This window comes from Streptomyces sp. NPDC043685 (assembly GCF_056436585.1).
On sequence record NZ_JBWKCH010000003.1, the window covers coordinates 1 to 15,250 of the forward strand.

Annotated in this window: 11 protein-coding genes and 1 pseudogene; 4 read left to right on the plus strand and 8 right to left on the minus strand. The window is 69.6% G+C overall.

Annotated elements, in window-relative coordinates; all coding sequences use genetic code 11:
* The 3 genes from AC0665_RS09280 to AC0665_RS09290 form a co-directional block, all read right to left on the minus strand.
* On the minus strand, positions 1 to 257 hold a 257-nt coding region (locus AC0665_RS09280), incomplete at its 3' end, for a DUF5994 family protein (RefSeq protein ID WP_478704722.1).
* A gap of 40 nt (positions 258 to 297) precedes the next feature.
* On the minus strand, positions 298 to 645 hold the full coding sequence (locus AC0665_RS09285) for a hypothetical protein (RefSeq protein ID WP_468403414.1): 348 nt from the start codon (positions 643 to 645) through the stop codon (positions 298 to 300).
* A gap of 1,239 nt (positions 646 to 1,884) precedes the next feature.
* Positions 1,885 to 2,136 carry a hypothetical protein gene (locus tag AC0665_RS09290; RefSeq protein ID WP_478704723.1) on the minus strand — a complete coding sequence of 84 codons (252 nt, stop codon included), beginning with the start codon at positions 2,134 to 2,136 and terminating at the stop codon, positions 1,885 to 1,887.
* A gap of 171 nt (positions 2,137 to 2,307) precedes the next feature.
* Here AC0665_RS09290 and AC0665_RS09295 point away from each other — a divergent pair, with 171 nt between their 5' ends.
* Together AC0665_RS09295 and AC0665_RS09300 are read left to right on the plus strand one after the other, a co-directional pair.
* Positions 2,308 to 2,793: a DUF5994 family protein gene (locus tag AC0665_RS09295; RefSeq protein ID WP_468632031.1), complete on the plus strand. Its 486-nt coding sequence runs from the start codon at positions 2,308 to 2,310 to the stop codon at positions 2,791 to 2,793.
* A gap of 443 nt (positions 2,794 to 3,236) precedes the next feature.
* A complete protein-coding gene (locus AC0665_RS09300) occupies positions 3,237 to 3,440 on the plus strand; it encodes a cold-shock protein (RefSeq protein WP_468403422.1) in 204 nt (67 codons plus the stop codon).
* Positions 3,441 to 3,632: 192 nt separating this feature from the next.
* On the opposite strand, the gene AC0665_RS09305 is transcribed toward AC0665_RS09300, so the two are convergent.
* Positions 3,633 to 4,904 (minus strand): PP2C family protein-serine/threonine phosphatase, encoded by a 1,272-nt coding sequence (locus AC0665_RS09305; RefSeq protein WP_478704724.1) that lies wholly within the window; start codon positions 4,902 to 4,904, stop codon positions 3,633 to 3,635.
* Between the two features lie 238 nt (positions 4,905 to 5,142).
* Positions 5,143 to 5,755, minus strand: a pseudogene (gene aztA / locus AC0665_RS09310) (zinc ABC transporter ATP-binding protein AztA).
* Positions 5,756 to 6,255: 500 nt separating this feature from the next.
* Between aztA and AC0665_RS09315 the strand changes: the two are divergent.
* Both AC0665_RS09315 and AC0665_RS09320 read left to right on the plus strand, forming a co-directional pair.
* Complete coding sequence (locus AC0665_RS09315; RefSeq protein WP_478704725.1) at positions 6,256 to 9,099, plus strand: RICIN domain-containing protein; 2,844 nt, start codon at positions 6,256 to 6,258, stop codon at positions 9,097 to 9,099.
* Positions 9,100 to 9,128: 29 nt separating this feature from the next.
* Complete coding sequence (locus AC0665_RS09320; RefSeq protein WP_478704726.1) at positions 9,129 to 10,841, plus strand: lectin; 1,713 nt, start codon at positions 9,129 to 9,131, stop codon at positions 10,839 to 10,841.
* An 87-nt stretch (positions 10,842 to 10,928) separates the two neighbouring features.
* On the opposite strand, the gene AC0665_RS09325 is transcribed toward AC0665_RS09320, so the two are convergent.
* The 3 genes from AC0665_RS09325 to AC0665_RS09335 form a co-directional block, all read right to left on the minus strand.
* The gene (locus tag AC0665_RS09325) at positions 10,929 to 12,257 is read right to left on the minus strand and encodes an extracellular catalytic domain type 1 short-chain-length polyhydroxyalkanoate depolymerase (RefSeq protein ID WP_478704727.1); all 1,329 of its coding nucleotides are present in this window, start codon (positions 12,255 to 12,257) and stop codon (positions 10,929 to 10,931) included.
* Between the two features lie 113 nt (positions 12,258 to 12,370).
* The gene (locus tag AC0665_RS09330; RefSeq protein WP_478704728.1) at positions 12,371 to 13,702 is read right to left on the minus strand and encodes a ricin-type beta-trefoil lectin domain protein; all 1,332 of its coding nucleotides are present in this window, start codon (positions 13,700 to 13,702) and stop codon (positions 12,371 to 12,373) included.
* Positions 13,703 to 13,731: 29 nt separating this feature from the next.
* The gene (locus tag AC0665_RS09335; protein ID WP_478704729.1) at positions 13,732 to 15,225 is read right to left on the minus strand and encodes an arabinofuranosidase catalytic domain-containing protein; all 1,494 of its coding nucleotides are present in this window, start codon (positions 15,223 to 15,225) and stop codon (positions 13,732 to 13,734) included.
* Positions 15,226 to 15,250: the final 25 nt, after the last annotated feature.

A 15,250-nucleotide genomic window follows, 5' to 3' on the forward strand; every position in this document is an offset into this window, starting at 1 on the left:
GGCAGTTCGCTCAGCAGATCACGGGAACGGGGCCACCAGGCACCGTCCAGGAGTCCGCGGGAGGTGCCGTCGGTCTTCAGCGCGAGACGCGCGGCGGGGGCTGCGACGGGCTCGGGGTGCGGCAGGGTGGGGTACAAGGTCGCCGACATGATGCGGACCCGTCTCCGGGCCGCCTCTGCGGCGACCCGGGTTTCATCTTTCGCCGGGGACGACCCGGCGTGGAAGCCGGTGTGCGAAATGCCCTCGGTACCGTCCACACTACTCCGCGCTCCGCCACAGCGCGGAGTACGCGGCCCCCTAGAGCTGGAGCAGTCGCTGGGTGATCTCCCGGTACTGCCTCAGCGCGTGCCGGAGTTCGTCGGACTGTGTTCCGGGGGCCTGGTCCTGCCACCCGGCGCGCAGGAGGCGCCGCCGTTCCGCGAGGGCGTTCACGAGCTGGGCAGTGGCTTCGTCGTAGGCGCTCTCGGCCTCTTCCAGCGCCTCGCGCGGAGTGTCGGCGAAGGTGTTGAGGGCGTGCCGCAGGCGCAGGACGATCTTGTCCCTCTCCGTCGACGGGAGCAGTGGCTCCGGGCCCTGGGGACGCCGTTCGGCGGGGCCCCTGGTTTGGCCCGCGGGCTGCTGGGCGCGTGTCTGGTCATACATCATCGGGTGCCGCTTCCGTTCCGCCCGAAGGCGCTCTCGGTCTTCTGGACTGCCGGTTTCAGGATCCCGGAGACCCGGCCGATCCTGCCCCGGTGTTGCGGTCGCCTGTTGCGGGTGCCCCGGCCGAGCTCTTGGGCGATCCTGCCCTTCATCGTCTGCGCCGTGTTCTGTTCCTGATCGTCCGTGCAACGGTCATGGCCGGCCGCGCTGTTGTCCCGTAGGTGGGTTCCCGCGGGGTCTTGGCGAGGCGGGTGGGCGGAATGCTTCGCCGTGTGTCGGGGGGCATGGCCCTGTGCCGTGCCACCAGTCAACGTCCGGCGACGGTCCGTGTCAACGCGGTGGCCCCGCGATCCGGCCTGCCTCGTTTGGGAGCGTGCCGGCTCTTGCCGACATCGTCCTCGCCTTCGTCCTCCACACGATCACGGGTCCGGGCGTCACGGTCGGCTTCCACCGCGGCCTCACCCACGGTGGCCACCGGGCCGTGCGTCCCGTGCGCATCGCGCTCGCGGTGGCCGGTTCGATGAGCTTCCAGGCGACGTCATCGGCTGGGCCGCCACCCATCGCCGCCATCACGCCTTCACCGCACGGCCTGGCGATCCGCACTCCCCGTACCGCTGCGGCACGCGTCTGCGCGGCCAGTTGTGTGGGCTGCTGCACGCGCACGTCGGCTGACTGTTCCGCAACGACCGCACGCCGCAGGAGCGTTACGCCCCCGAGGGGCTGGGTCATCGGCGGTACGTGGCTGTACGGCGTAACAGCCTTGCTGTGGGCGGAACGTGTGCGTATCGGGCTGCTCCACCACGCCGACCTGACCCCACCAGCGCCCACCACGGCGTCGACCGCGGCCGGCTCGTCCCCTCCGCCGTCGTCGTCGTCCGCCTCGTGCAACGCCCCGGCTGGGTGCACGACGTGCGCGGGCCCACTCCGGACCGCGCGGCCGCCCGCCGCGCCTGACACCGGTCACTCACCTCCTCCGCCGCACGGCAGTCGACAGGAGCTTTCATGACCACCGCGCTGCAGCCCCCTCCTCCCTCCCGTCCCCTCCTCCGCCTGCGTCTGGCTCCCCCCGGCGGTATGCCCCAGCCCATCGACGGAGCGTGGTGGCCCCGTTCCTACGACCTGCTCACCGAACTCCCCACGCCTGCCCGCCGGATTGCCGCGCGCGTTTCCGCCGGCCTGTTCCACCGTCACGAGGGCGGTCGCGGTCCGAAGAGGCCGAACGGACCGCTCCTGGACGTGGGCTCACTTCCCTCGGCGGTCGCCCTCCGAGGAGCGGCTCGTCTCCAGCCAGGACCGTGCCGGTTCTGCCGGGCGGGTGGTGTCCACGGTGAGCTGGAGGCGGGTCCCTCCCTGACTGTCCGCGGGATAGCTGCGCTGCTCGGTGGCGGCGAAGCACTGGCGGAGAACCTCCGCGACGCGACGGGCGACCTCGGGGGTTTCCGCGACGATACGCACCTCGGCGTGCCCGTCCGGGGGTGTTTCCGTGGGCTGCATGGCGACCTCGTTGTTCGGGCACAGATGAGCGGCGATCTTTCACTCTACTCCGGCATGCGACGTGGCCTTCGGGTGTGACCGGCGAGCTGGCGAGCCGGTGTGGGCCGCGGAGTACCGTGAAGCAAGGAAGTCACTCCGTTTTCCTTACAGGCAGGAAGGCAGGCGAGTGCGATGTCCGACTCCGGCTCCCCGCGCGTGACCAGGCTCCTGCCGGACGCCGTCCACCAGGCCCTGAAACCCGGGACGGCTGTCCTACGGCTGGAGACGACGCACGACCGCCGGGGTGTTCTCGACGGAGCGTGGTGGCCGCGGTCCCGGGACATCGCCACGGAGCTCCCCGCCCTGGTCGCAGCCCTGACCGAGTGCCTCGGGCCGGTCATGCGTGTCGGCCTGGACGCCGGCGCCTGGGAAGGACTGCCGACGAGGCTGGTCATCGATGACCGGGTGGTGCACATCGACTCCTTCCCGGTCGGCGACGACACCGTCCTCATCACCCGTGGCGAGCAGGACCTCTTCTCCCTGCTCGTGGTCCCGCCGCACGCGACGCCCGAAGCTGCGCGCGCCGCGATGGCCGAGGCCGCCCGCGCCGGCAACGTCACGCAGGCTGAACAGATCCTCATCGACACCGCCACCGACCGGGCAGCGCCGGGGATGTGAGAGCGAGCAGCCGCCGCGGTCCTCGGGCCGGTCCGGTGCGGGTGCCGGGATGGTCGCGGTGAGGTGATCCGATGACGGCTGTCCTGACGAGCGATCACCCCGCATGGCAGGCGAACGACGACGGCGGCGCGGCGCTCCTTGCCCGGTGCGGCTCCGGCAAGCGATTACTCGAGCCGCCGCCTGGTTGTTCCTCGTTCCTCCGTGCCATCGGCGAAGCGCCTCAACGCCGCATACCGCCGCGCCACCGAATCCGCGGCGTGATCGTTTCCTATGGTGACGCGGCGTGTGGGCGTGTAACGTCTGCGTCAGCTGTCGTGGTTCGGAATTCCCTCTTGCCCACGCCTCTGGTGTGGGCGTTTTGCTGTGCTGTGCCGCAGGGACCAGGGCGATCACCTCTGCCTTCCCCATGAAGTGGGAGGCGTTCATCGACTGGAAGGCATCTCATGGCAACGGGAATTGTGAAGTGGTTCAACGCGGAGAAGGGTTTCGGTTTCATCGCCCAGGACGGCGGCGGCCCGGATGTCTTCGCGCACTACTCCGCGATCAACTCCACCGGCTTTCGTGAGCTCCAGGAGGGCCAGGCCGTGACGTTCGACGTCACCCAGGGCCAGAAGGGTCCGCAGGCCGAGAACATCAACCTGGTCTGACCTCGCAGACCTGCCCGGGGATCGTCCACGCCGCGTCCGGTGAGCACCGCCCGTGCGGACTCTGCCGACCACCGGGCGAAGCGCCTGATCTTGAGCGGGGCGTGCACAGGCTCAGGGCCGCGCAGCCATTGCTGCGCGGCCCTGAGCTGTCGAGGCGGAGGCGAGTGCGGCCTCGGCCCGGACTTCCTGACCTCAGTTGCTTCGAGCGTCGTCCGGTTCGGGTGCCGCATGCCCTGCGCCTACTGACCTCGTCCGAGACGGGGCGGACGCGTCGGTGAGGTCGGCACCGGTGTCGGCGTCACGCCGGGAGTGGCCGACGCCCTGCCAGTCCAGGCACATGACTGTCGCGTCGTCCTGCAGGTGACCATGGTTGGCGTCGACGATCGCCGCGATGAGGGTGCGGGCGGCCTCGCGGGGATGCAGCGCGCGGGTGCGCACGATCAGGTCGGACAGATCGAGGCTGCCTGCGTTGCGCTCCAGCATGCCGTCGGTCAGCATCACCAGCCGGTCCCCGGGCCGCAGGTCCAGCGACTGGACCCGGTAGCCGTGAGGGGCAGGAAAGCCGAACGGCATATCGATCTTCGGAGTGATCTCCCGCACCTGCCCGTCCCGCATCCGCAGCGGCCAGGGATGCCCGGCGTTGATGAACTCGGTCTCGCCGTCGATCAGGCTGATCCGCAGAAGCTGACCGGTGACGTAGCCGTGGCGGCCGTGCTCGCGCATGGCCTGGTCGGCCTGGCGGGCCTGTTCGGCCAGACCGGCGCCGGCCCGTCGGGCCCGGCGCAGCGCGCCCACCAGGAGGGTGGCCAACAGGGCGGCGTCGACGTCGTGGCCCATGGCGTCGGTGACGGAGAGCTGGACCGTGTCCCGGTCGATCACGTAGTCGAAGGTGTCACCCCCGACGTGGTCGGCCGGCTCCAGCGCTCCGGCCACCGCGAACTGCGCAGCCTCACATGCCAGCGACGACGGCAGCAGCCGGTGCTGGATCTCCGCGGCCAGGCTCAGCGGGACGGTACGACGGCCCCACTGGTACACGTCGGTGTAGGACCGGTTCGCGATGACGATGTAGGCCAGGGCGTGCGCGGTCTCGCCGATCTCCCGCATCACCTGCGCGTCCGGTGCCGCGGGCAGGAACAGTTCGAGGAGCCCGATGGCGTCCCCGCGGTTGGTCACCGGGGCGACGATCCGCACCAACGTGCCCTCGCCCTTGTCCTCCATGCTCGGGCGCTGGGTGCGGATCACGTCGTCGTACAGGGTGCCGCGCAGCGTGATGCGCCGGGCGGGTTCATCGGTGTCGACGCTGCCCGCCGCCCCCAGCCGTACGACCGAGCCGCCGGTGAAATCGGTGATCAGGAACGACACCGAATGCGCCCCGAGGTGATCCTTGAGCATGCGTGCGACTACGTCTAGCGACTCCACGGGCGCCGCGGTCTCCGCCGCCGCCAGCGTCCCCGCCAAACTCATCGCCCTGTCCCGGGCGTGCCCGTTCTCAGGAGGAGGACCGGTCGGACCACCGTCTCCAGGCTCGCATACGGTCACCGATACTCCTCGTCGCTCGCCGGTACTCAGAGTATCGGTCCCGGCGGCGCGAGCACGCGCCAGAAGCTTTCCCGTGTCCGGCCGCGATGCCGGCGAGACCGCGCTCCGTCATCACATGGCCGTGCCACGCGAGGAACGTCGCCAGGGGCTGTGACGGGCCGTTTCACGCCGTCTCCCACATTCGGGCGAGCGCCGAGGCGGTGAGAAGCTGCTCGGGGTCGCCCTGTCCCACCAGGTGACCGTCGCGGAGCAGGAGGCAGGTGTCCGCCGAGCGGGCGGCTTCCAGGTCGTGTGTGGCCTGGACGACGGTCACCCCGTCGCTGACCAGTTCCGTCAGGAGCGCCGCGATCCGCTCCCTGGCCTCCGGATCGAGTCCGGTGGTGGGTTCGTCCAGGAGCAGCAGATCCGACTCCTGGGTGAGCCCTTGGGCGATCAGGGCACGTTGTCTCTGACCGCCGGACAGCTCTCCGAGTTGGCGGGACGCGAGGTCCATGATGCCCGGTCGTTCCATGGCCGTTTCCACCATGGCGCGGTCCTGCCGGGTCAGCCGGCGCCATGGCCCGCGCTCACCCCAGCGCCCCATCTCGACCGTCTGCCTGACCGTCAAGGGCAGCGCGTCACCGACGGCGCCGCGCTGAGGGACGAACGCCGGTGGCCGGTCGCCGGCGTGGTGGAGCCTTCTGATGGGGCTGGATCACTCCGGCCAGAACTCCCAGCAGGGTGGACTTCCCGCTTCCGTTCGGGCCGACCAGTGCGGTGAGGGCCAACGCCGGTATCTCCCCTCTTCCTCCGCGACCACACCGCGTACGTCTCCGAGCCGGGCAAGCGCAAGCTGCACGCCGTCGACATCGAGTCGGGGAAGAAGGACACGTCCGTGACCCTGCCGAAGAGCACGAACGAGCTGTCCGGCGTGGTTGCCGGACATTGATCCATCCTCCTCGGCGAGGGGCGGGCCGGTGGAGTGGCCTGGTGCGCACCGCTCCCGGTGGTCACCAGGCAGCCGGTCCACAGAAGCCTGGCTGGTCCGGAAGGAAGTATGGACACGTCGGGCTGAAGTCTTCTAGCCTTGTCGGTGGACCGTCACGGTCGTCGATGTGACCCGACAGCGCGGTAGCCATCGACTTCTCACGTTTCCGAGCGGTTGCCCCCGCTCGGCGTAGTGGCCTGCTGAAGCACACCCAGCGGGCCGAAGCGGCGACATCCCGCTACGGCATCGGCGCGGCAGCGCGCGCCCCAAGCCTGGCAGCCACCTGTTCAGGAAGGGGAGTGCATTGTCATGCTCATGATAATCGGGAGGGCCGCAGCCGCGCGTTGGCCGGCCATCGGTTCGGCTCTGCTCCTGGTCGCGGCCGCTCTCAGCGCGGCCTTGTCCAGTGCGACATCGGCCTCGGCGCACCCGATCAACCCCGCCGACTTCCAGCAGGTCCAACTGGCCCGCGGGGTGGCGGAGGTCGGTGAGCCGATGTCGCTGGCCGTACTCGCCGACCGGTCGGTGCTGCACACCGCTCGCAACGGGACCGTGCGCCGCACGGATGCGGGCGGCACCACCAAGGTGATCGGCACCATCCCCGTGTACACGCACGACGAGGACGGCCTGCAGGGCATCGGCATCGACCCGGGTTTCGCCACCAACCGGCACATCTACCTCTACTACGCCCCGCCGCTGTCCACACCAGGAGGCGACGCCCCGACCACCGGCGGCAACTGGTCGGCGTGGCAGGGTGTCAACCGGCTCTCCCGGTTCACGCTCAACGCCGACTTCACGCTCAACCAGTCCAGCAGAGTGGACATCCTCGACGTGCCGGCCGACCGAGGCATCTGCTGCCACGCCGGCGGAGACATCGACTTCGACGCGGCGGGCAACCTGTACCTGTCCACCGGCGACGACACCAACCCGTTCGAGTCCGCCGGATATTCCCCACTCGACGAGCGGACCAACCGCAACCCGGCGTTCGACGCGCAGCGCTCCGCCGCCAACACCAACGACCTGCGCGGCAAGATCCTGCGCATCAAGGTGAACGAGAACGGATCGTACTCGATCCCGGCAGGCAACCTGTTCCCGCCCGGCACGGCAAGGACCCGGCCGGAGATCTACGCGATGGGCCTGCGCAACCCGTTCCGGATGAGCGTGGACAAGGCCACCGGCATCGTCTACGTCGGCGACTACGGCCCCGATGCCGGCGCCACCACGGCGCGCGGGCCGCAGGGCCAGGTCGAGTTCAACCGCGTCACGGGCCCGGGCTTCTACGGCTGGCCCTACTGCACCGGCACGAACACCAGCTCCGAGACGTACGCCGAGTGGGACTTCGCCACCAATACGGCAGGCGCCAAGTACAACTGCTCGGGCGGACCGACGAACAACTCGCCCCGCAATACCGGTTTGAGCACGCTGCCCCCCGCCAAGGCCGCCTGGATCCGCTACGGCGGCGAGGCCGGCAGCCCGCCGGCGTTCGGCAGCGGCTCGGAGTCGCCGATGGCGGGTCCGGTGTACCGGTACGACCCCAACGTCAGCTCGCCCACGAAGTTCCCGCAGTCGTTCGACGGGCAGTTCTTCGCCACGGAGTTCGGCCGCGGCTGGATCAAGCCGATCCACCTCAACGCCGACGGCTCCCCGGGGACCATCGACAGCTTCCCCTGGAACGGCAAGCAGGTGATCGACTCGGCGTTCGGCCCGGACGGCTCCTACTACGTGCTGGACTACGGCGCCGGGCTGTACCAGGGCGACCAGTACTCCGCCCTCTACCGCTTCGACCACGTCGGCAGCGGCAACCGGGCGCCCACGGCGATGGCCGGCGCCAACCGGACCTCCGGAGCGGCACCGTTGACCGTGACGTTCTCCTCGGCCGGCTCATCCGACCCTGACGGCGGGGCACTGACCTATGCGTGGAGCTTCGGTGACGGCACCAGCTCCACCGCCGCCAACCCGACGAAGACGTACGACACGAACGGCGACTACACGGCCACGCTGACCGTGCGCGACCAACAGGGTGCCACCGGTACCGCCGACGTGCGGATCACCGTCGGCAACACCGCGCCGACGGTGACCATCAACAGCCCGGCCGCGGGCGAGATCTTCGCCTTCGGCGACACCGTGCCGTTCAACATCACCGTGACGGATCCGGAGGACGGCACGGTCGACTGCGCCAAGGTCAAGCTGACGTACATCGTCGGTCACGACAGCCACGGCCACCCGATCACCTCGAAGACCGGTTGCTCCGGCACGATCACCATCCCGGTCGACGGTGAGCACGACGACGCGGCGAACATCTTCGGGGTCTTCGATGCCGAATACACCGACAAAGCCGGGCTCACCACGCACACGCAGCACATCCTTCAGCCGAAGCACCGGCAGGCCGAGCACTACAAGACCTCGTCCGGCATCGCCACCTACGACAAGTCGACCGCCGAGGGCGGCAAGTCCGTCGGTGACATCGAGAACGGCGACTGGATCGCCTTCGAGCCGTACAAGCTGAGCAACGCCACATCGTTCAGCGCCCGGGTGTCGTCAGCCGGCGCGGGCGGCACGTTGCAGGTCCGGGCCGGCTCGCCGACCGGCACCGTCCTCGGCTCCGCCACCGTCCCGGTCACCGGCTCGTGGACGAACTTCACCACCGTCAACGGATCGATCTCCGGCGCGCCGGCCGGCACCACCACGCTCTACCTGACCTTCACCGGCGGCTCCGGATTCCTCTTCGACGTCGACGCGTTCACCTTCAATCCCGGCGGTGGCCCGACACCCGGCGCGGGTCCGGTCGTGGGGCTCGCGGGCAAATGCCTGGATGTCCGTGACGGCAGCTCGGCGGACGGGACGGCGGTGCAGATCTCGTCGTGCACGGGCTCGGCCAGGCAGCAGTGGACGGTGACGCCGGGGTCCACGGTCAAGGCGCTGGGCAAGTGCCTGGATGTCAGCGGCAGCAGCACGGCCGACGGGACGAAGGTCCAGTTGTGGTCCTGCCACGGTGGTGCCAACCAGAACTGGCAGGCGAACCCGGACGGGTCGCTGCGCAGCCCGCAGTCGGGCAAGTGCCTGGACGTGTCGGGCGCCAACTCCTCGGACGGCACCCTCGTGCACCTGTGGTCCTGCAACGGCGGAGCCAACCAGAAATGGACCCTGCCCTGATATCTCTCACCAGGAAGAGAGCGACGGACATGCGCAGACAACCCCGAACCCTGCTTGGTGGGGCGATCGCGACACTCGCCGCCCTGGCCCTCCTCGGGCAGCCCAGCCCCGTCAGTGCCGCGGACCCGTCCTACGACGTCCTCGTGTTCTCCAAGACGGCCGGATTCCGGCACGACTCGATCCCGGCAGGGATCCAGGCCATCCGCGACCTCGGCGCCGCGAACAGTTTCACGGTGACGGCCACGGAGGACGGCAACCACTTCACCACCGGCAACCTGAGCCGTTACGAGGCGGTGATCTTCCTCAACACCACCGGCGACGTTCTGAACGACGCCCAGCAGTCGGCTTTCCAGTCGTACATCGGCTCAGGCGGCGGCTTCGTCGGCGTCCACTCGGCCGCGGACACGGAGTACAACTGGCCGTTCTACGGCGATCTGGTCGGCGCCTACTTCGCCTCGCACCCCGCTGTCCAGCGGGCCGACGTCAAGGTGGAGGGGCGAGCGCACGCGGCGACCGCCCACCTGCCGCAGACATGGACCCGCACCGACGAGTGGTACAACTTCCGGACCAATCCCCGTACCACCGCGCGCGTGCTCACCACGCTGGACGAGTCGTCGTACTCGGGCGGCTCGATGGGCGCCGACCATCCGCACACCTGGTGCAAGACCCACTCGGGGGGCCGGGCCTTCTACACCGGCGGCGGGCACAGCCAGGCGTCGTACGCGGAGCCGGCGTTCCGGGCGCACCTGCTCGGCGGCATCCGGTACGCGGCAGGCCGGACCAAGGCCGACTGCCGGCCCGAGAACGGCTATACGACCCTCTACAACGGCTCGACCACCGGCTGGTCGCAGGCCGGCCCGGGTGGCTTCACCAACTCGGACGCCACCCTCGCCTCCTACGGCGGCATGGGCATGCTCTGGTACAGCGCACGGCAGTTCACCAACTACTCGCTGAAGCTGGACTGGAAGACGGCCGGCGACGACAACTCCGGCGTGATCGTGGGTTTTCCACCGTCGAGCGACCCGCAGTCGGCACTGGACAACGGCTACGAGGTCCAGATCGACGCCACCGACGTGCCTGACCGCACGACCGGGTCGGTCTACGCCGTGAAGGCCCCGGACACGGCTGCCCGGGACGCGGCGCTCAACCCACCGGGCGAGTGGAACACCTTCGAGTTGCTCGTGGAGGGCGAGCGGCTCCAGGTCTGGCTCAACGGCACGAAGATCAATGACTTCACCGACACCGACCCCGCCCGCTCGCTCGCCGGCCACGTCGGCATCCAGAATCACGGCACGGGGGACGAGGTGTCGTTCCGCAACGTCCGGATCAAGGAGCTGGGCGGCAGCCCGCCACCCACCCCCGGCGCGGGTCCGGTCGTGGGGCTCGCGGGCAAGTGTCTGGATATCCGTGGCGGTGCATCGGCGGACGGGACGGCGGTGCAGATCTCGTCGTGCACGGGCTCGGCGGGGCAGCGGTGGACGGTGACGCCGGGGTCCACGGTCAAGGCGCTGGGCAAGTGCCTGGATGTCAGCGGTAACGGCACGGCCGACGGGGCGAAGGTCCAGTTGTGGTCCTGCAACGGTGGCGCCAACCAGAACTGGCAGGCGTCTGCTGACGGGTCGCTGCGGAACCCGCAGTCGGGCAAGTGCCTGGACGTGTCGGGCGCCAACTCCTCGGACGGCACCCTCGTGCACCTGTGGTCCTGCAACGGCGGAGCCAACCAAAAGTGGACCCTGCCCTGAGTTGACGCGGCACGCCGGAAGGGCCACCCGCCCCTGTGTCGGTGGCCCTTCCGGGTTCTCAGGCAAGGAGAGGGACGCCGCCGCCGCTCAACGACGGCTCCACTGCTGGTTGGTGCCGCCGTTGCAGGACCAGAGGGTGATTTTGGTGCCGTTGGCGGTGCCGGCGGCGTTGGCGTCGAGGCACAGTCCGGAGTGGACGCCGGTGATGGTGCCGTCGGTGTTGACGTTCCACTGCTGGTTGTTCTGGCCGTTGCAGTCCCAGATGACGACCGGGGTGCCGTTGGTGGTGCCGCGTCCGCTGGCGTCGAGGCACTTGTTGCCGGGGACGGTCAGTTGTTTGCCGGTGGTGTGGGTCCAGGTCTGGCCGGCCGCGCCGGTGCAGTCCGAGAGTTGGGTCTGGGTGCCGTTGGTGGTGGCGGCGCCGGGGACGGTCAGGCAGCGGCCGGACTGCGCGCCCACGATCTGCTGACCCGTGGGCGGCGGTGGGGTGGTGGGCGGCGTCGTGTCAAGGCCGAAGAAGCGGATGATCTCCGCGGTCTCGTCCGGCAGACCGTGCCCCCGGCCTTGCAGGCTGATCGCCTCGACCGGCGCGGCGCCGCCCGTAGCGCCGTAGCGGGTGCGGGTGTAGCCGGCCTTCGGCGAGTCGGTGAACACGGGCGTCTGGCTGAGGCCGTGCACGTTCGTCCACTGCTTGACCTGCTCTCCGAAGTTGGGGTACCGCAGGATGTCGTCGTCGGTGCCGTGCCAGATCTGCATCCGGGGCCGCGCCCCGGTGTACCCCGGGTAGGCGCCCCGCACCAGGTCACCCCACTGCTGCGGGGTCTTCGTGATCCGTCCCTGGGCGCAGTCGGTGTTCCACTCCGAGCCGTTGGCCGTGGCGAAGCAGGCGAACGGCACGCCGGCGATCGAGGCACCCGCGGCGATCACGTCCGGATAGAGGCCGAGCAGGACGTTCGTCATCATCGCCCCGGACGACTCACCGACGGCGAAGATCCTTGAGGGATCCACGGGGTACCGCTGCTTCACGTAGTCGACCATCGACATGATCCCGACCGGGTCACTGCCTCCGCCGCGCCGCAGCGCCTGTGGCGAGGCGACGTCCCAGCACTTGCTGCCGCGCGTCACCGACGGGTAGATCACGATGTAGCCATACCGGTCCGCCAGCGAGGCGTACGGCCTTCCGGCGTGGAAAGCCGGGCCGCTTCCCCCGCAGTAGTGCGAGGCGACCACGACGGCCGGCCGCGCCGCCATGCGGTCCGGCACGTACAGGTACATGCGCAGGTTCGTCGGGTTGGCGCCGAAGCCGGTGACCTCGACGAGCGTGGCCGCGGCTGCCGGCGCCGCGACCGCCGGCCGGACGAGCGACGCCACGGCGATGGCGAGCACCGCGGCGACCGCCATGAAGATCCTTCTCATTTCTGGGCTCCTCGGTCATCGGTAGGACCACGGTGATGGAGTGGTGCGCCCGGGCTCGCCAGGGAGCAAGTGAAGGCGGCACGTGATGTCACGTACCGCCTTCACTCGTGTGCCTATGCTCGCGTCCAGCGCTGGTTGGCGCCGTCATGGCAGTTCCACACGATGACCGCGGAGCCGTTGGCGGTGCTCGCGCCGTTGACATCCAGGCACAGCCCGTTCTGACTGTTGCGGATCGTGCCGTTGCCGTTGAAGGCCCACTGCTGGTTCGCGCCACCGTCGCAGTCCTGGATCTGCACCCGCGTGCCGGCGGCGGCGTCGGCCGGGACGTGCACGCACTTGCCCAGCACCCGCAGCGTCGCACCGTTCTGGGTGAACTGCTGGTTGGCGTTGCTGTGGCAGTCCCAGACGATCATCGGGGTGCCGTTGGCCGCGTTCGCGCCGTTGACGTCCAGGCACCGGCCCGAACCCTCGTTGCGCAGCCGGAACGTCGTCGGGGTCGGCGGGGTGGGCGGCGAGCCGTCGAGCTGGGTGAAGAAGTTCCACACCACCGCCCGGGTCCACGACTTCTCACCCGGTTCGTAGTCGCCGGGTGAACCATCGACAGGATTGGGCGTATGGCCCGCGTCGAACGCGGCCCAGGCCACGGGGTAGCCGGCGCGGCACCCCGAGTAGGTCGTGACGACATGCGTGAGGCTGCCCCGCGCCGGCTCCGGCGGATTCTGGAGGGTGCAGCCGTTGTTCCGCACGAACCTGTCCCGCAGCGAACGTCCTGTGGCGATCGGGAGCACCGGGTCCCGCAAGCCGTGCAGTCCGATGTACGCGACCGGCTGAGTACCGCCGTTGCACCCGCTCAACTGTCCGCCCGCGTAGACGGCGACCGCGCGGAACACTGTCGGCCGGGCGCACGCGAGGGCGAAACTCATGCCGCCTCCGTAGCTGAAGCCCCCGGCGAAGCGCTGGTTGGTGTCGACACACAGGCCCGCTTCGATCTGCCTGATCATGTCGTCGACGAAGGTCAGATCCTCGCCGTTGGAGTTGGCCCAGCCGTTCCCGAGGCCCTGGGGAGCGACGAAGATCGCGCTGTCGTTCGAGATCGCCCGCAGGCCGTAGTACGACCAGGAGTATCCGCTGGTACCTCCCGAGTCGACGTCGCCTGCGGTGCCGCCGTTCCAGTGGAAACCGAAGACCAGTCGGTACGGGCGGTTGTTGTCGTAGTTGGCGGGCACCCGCAGGATGTAGTTCCGCGTCTTGCCGCTGCTCTGAATCGAGCGCGGACCACTCGACAGCGTGGGGGGCTTGCCACATCCGGCGCTCGCGGCGCGAGAGGGGGCCTCGGCGGCGGCGGACGTCCCCGTGATGCCGCTGATGCCGGCCGCGGCGAGTAAGAGCGTGATGGCCACGGCGATCGGCGCGCGCCATCGGTGACGATGCTTCCCTTGTCGCATCACGTTTCTCCCTTCATGGATGGAGCGACTCAGCGGTAGCCGGCGGCGACGATGTTGGCCTGTACCGCGTTCTCGGTCGCGTCGGACGGGTATCCGGACACCATCGCGCCCTCGTAGAAGGTGCCGGCGCTGAGGTTCGCGCCGCCGCCGGGCTTGCAGCAGTCACCACCGCTGCCGAGGATGATGGCGCCCTGCTTCTTCATGGGGCTGTAGCCGGGCGGAAGCGCGCCGTCCCAGAGCGTGGTCAGGCTTCCGGTCTGGCCGTTGCCGCCCTTGAGCGCGAAACGGCTCGTCCCGTTGTTCTTCAGCATCGCCGTCACGAACTTGCTGGTGAAGGCCCGCTGGTTCCTGTTCCAGGTCTGACTGCCACCGGAGTAGAGCCCCCATTCGAGATCGGCCTGGACCCATGGGCCGGAGCCGGCGCAGCCGCCGAACCAGCACTGAGTGCTGAAATTGATCGCGTCCATCGCCCCGGCCGCGTCGGCCGCTCGGGTCGTCTCACTGTTGCCGTAGTCGAAGCAGCAGCCGCCGTTGACATGGGTGCCGCTGGTCACCATGTACATGCCTTCGGGGGCACTGCCGGTGGGTACGCCGGTCAGGTGGCCGTCCCGCCAGTAGCTGTTGCCGGGGTTGATGTAGAGCGAGTAGGCCTTGCTGCCGCCGACCGCCAGCGACTCCGACGTCGCGGTCGCCGGGCGGCTCTGGCTGGATCCGGGAACCACACTCGATCCCTGGTACCACAGGTCGTTCCCGCGTCCGGACTGGTCGTAGACGACGGTGACGACACAGGTGGTCCCCGCGCAGAACGAGTCCTGCGTCGTCGCGTCGGCGGTGCCACCCGCGCTCCGGACGCCGATGTTCCGGGTCGTGCTGTCGGACGAGCGCCGGACCTGGTAGAGGTTGCCGTCGTAGGTGCCGTAGAGCGCTCGTACGGTGCTGTGGGCGGCGATGCAGGGGGTGCCGCCCGAGGCGTAGATGTCGCACGTGCCCGCGCCACCCGGCACCGGCGGGTCCGGCGGCGGGGTCGGCGAGCTCCACTGCTGGTTGGTGCCGCCGTTGCAGGACCAGAGGGTGATTTTGGTGCCGTTGGCGGTGCCGGCGGCGTTGGCGTCGAGGCAGAGTCCGGAGTGGACGCCGGTGATGGTGCCGTCGGTGTTGACGTTCCACTGCTGGTTGTTCTGGCCGTTGCAGTCCCAGATGACGACCGGGGTGCCGTTGGTGGTGCCGCGTCCGCTGGCGTCGAGGCACTTGTTGCCGGGGACGGTCAGTTGTTTGCCTGCGGTGTGGGTCCAGGTCTGGCCGGCCGCGCCGGTGCAGTCCGAGAGTTGGGTCTGGGTGCCGTTGGTGGTGGCGGAGCCGGGGACGGTCAGACAGCGACCGGACTGCGCGCCCACGATGGGGGCGCTCTGCCCGGGCTCGATCGGTGCCGCCACCGCGGTGGCGCCGACGGCGACAAGCGCCAGGGCGGTGCCCAGCGCGGACAGACGTCCGTACCGGCGGGGCCGAGGTATTCGAAACACCATGGCGGTTCCTCACCTGGTCGTAGGA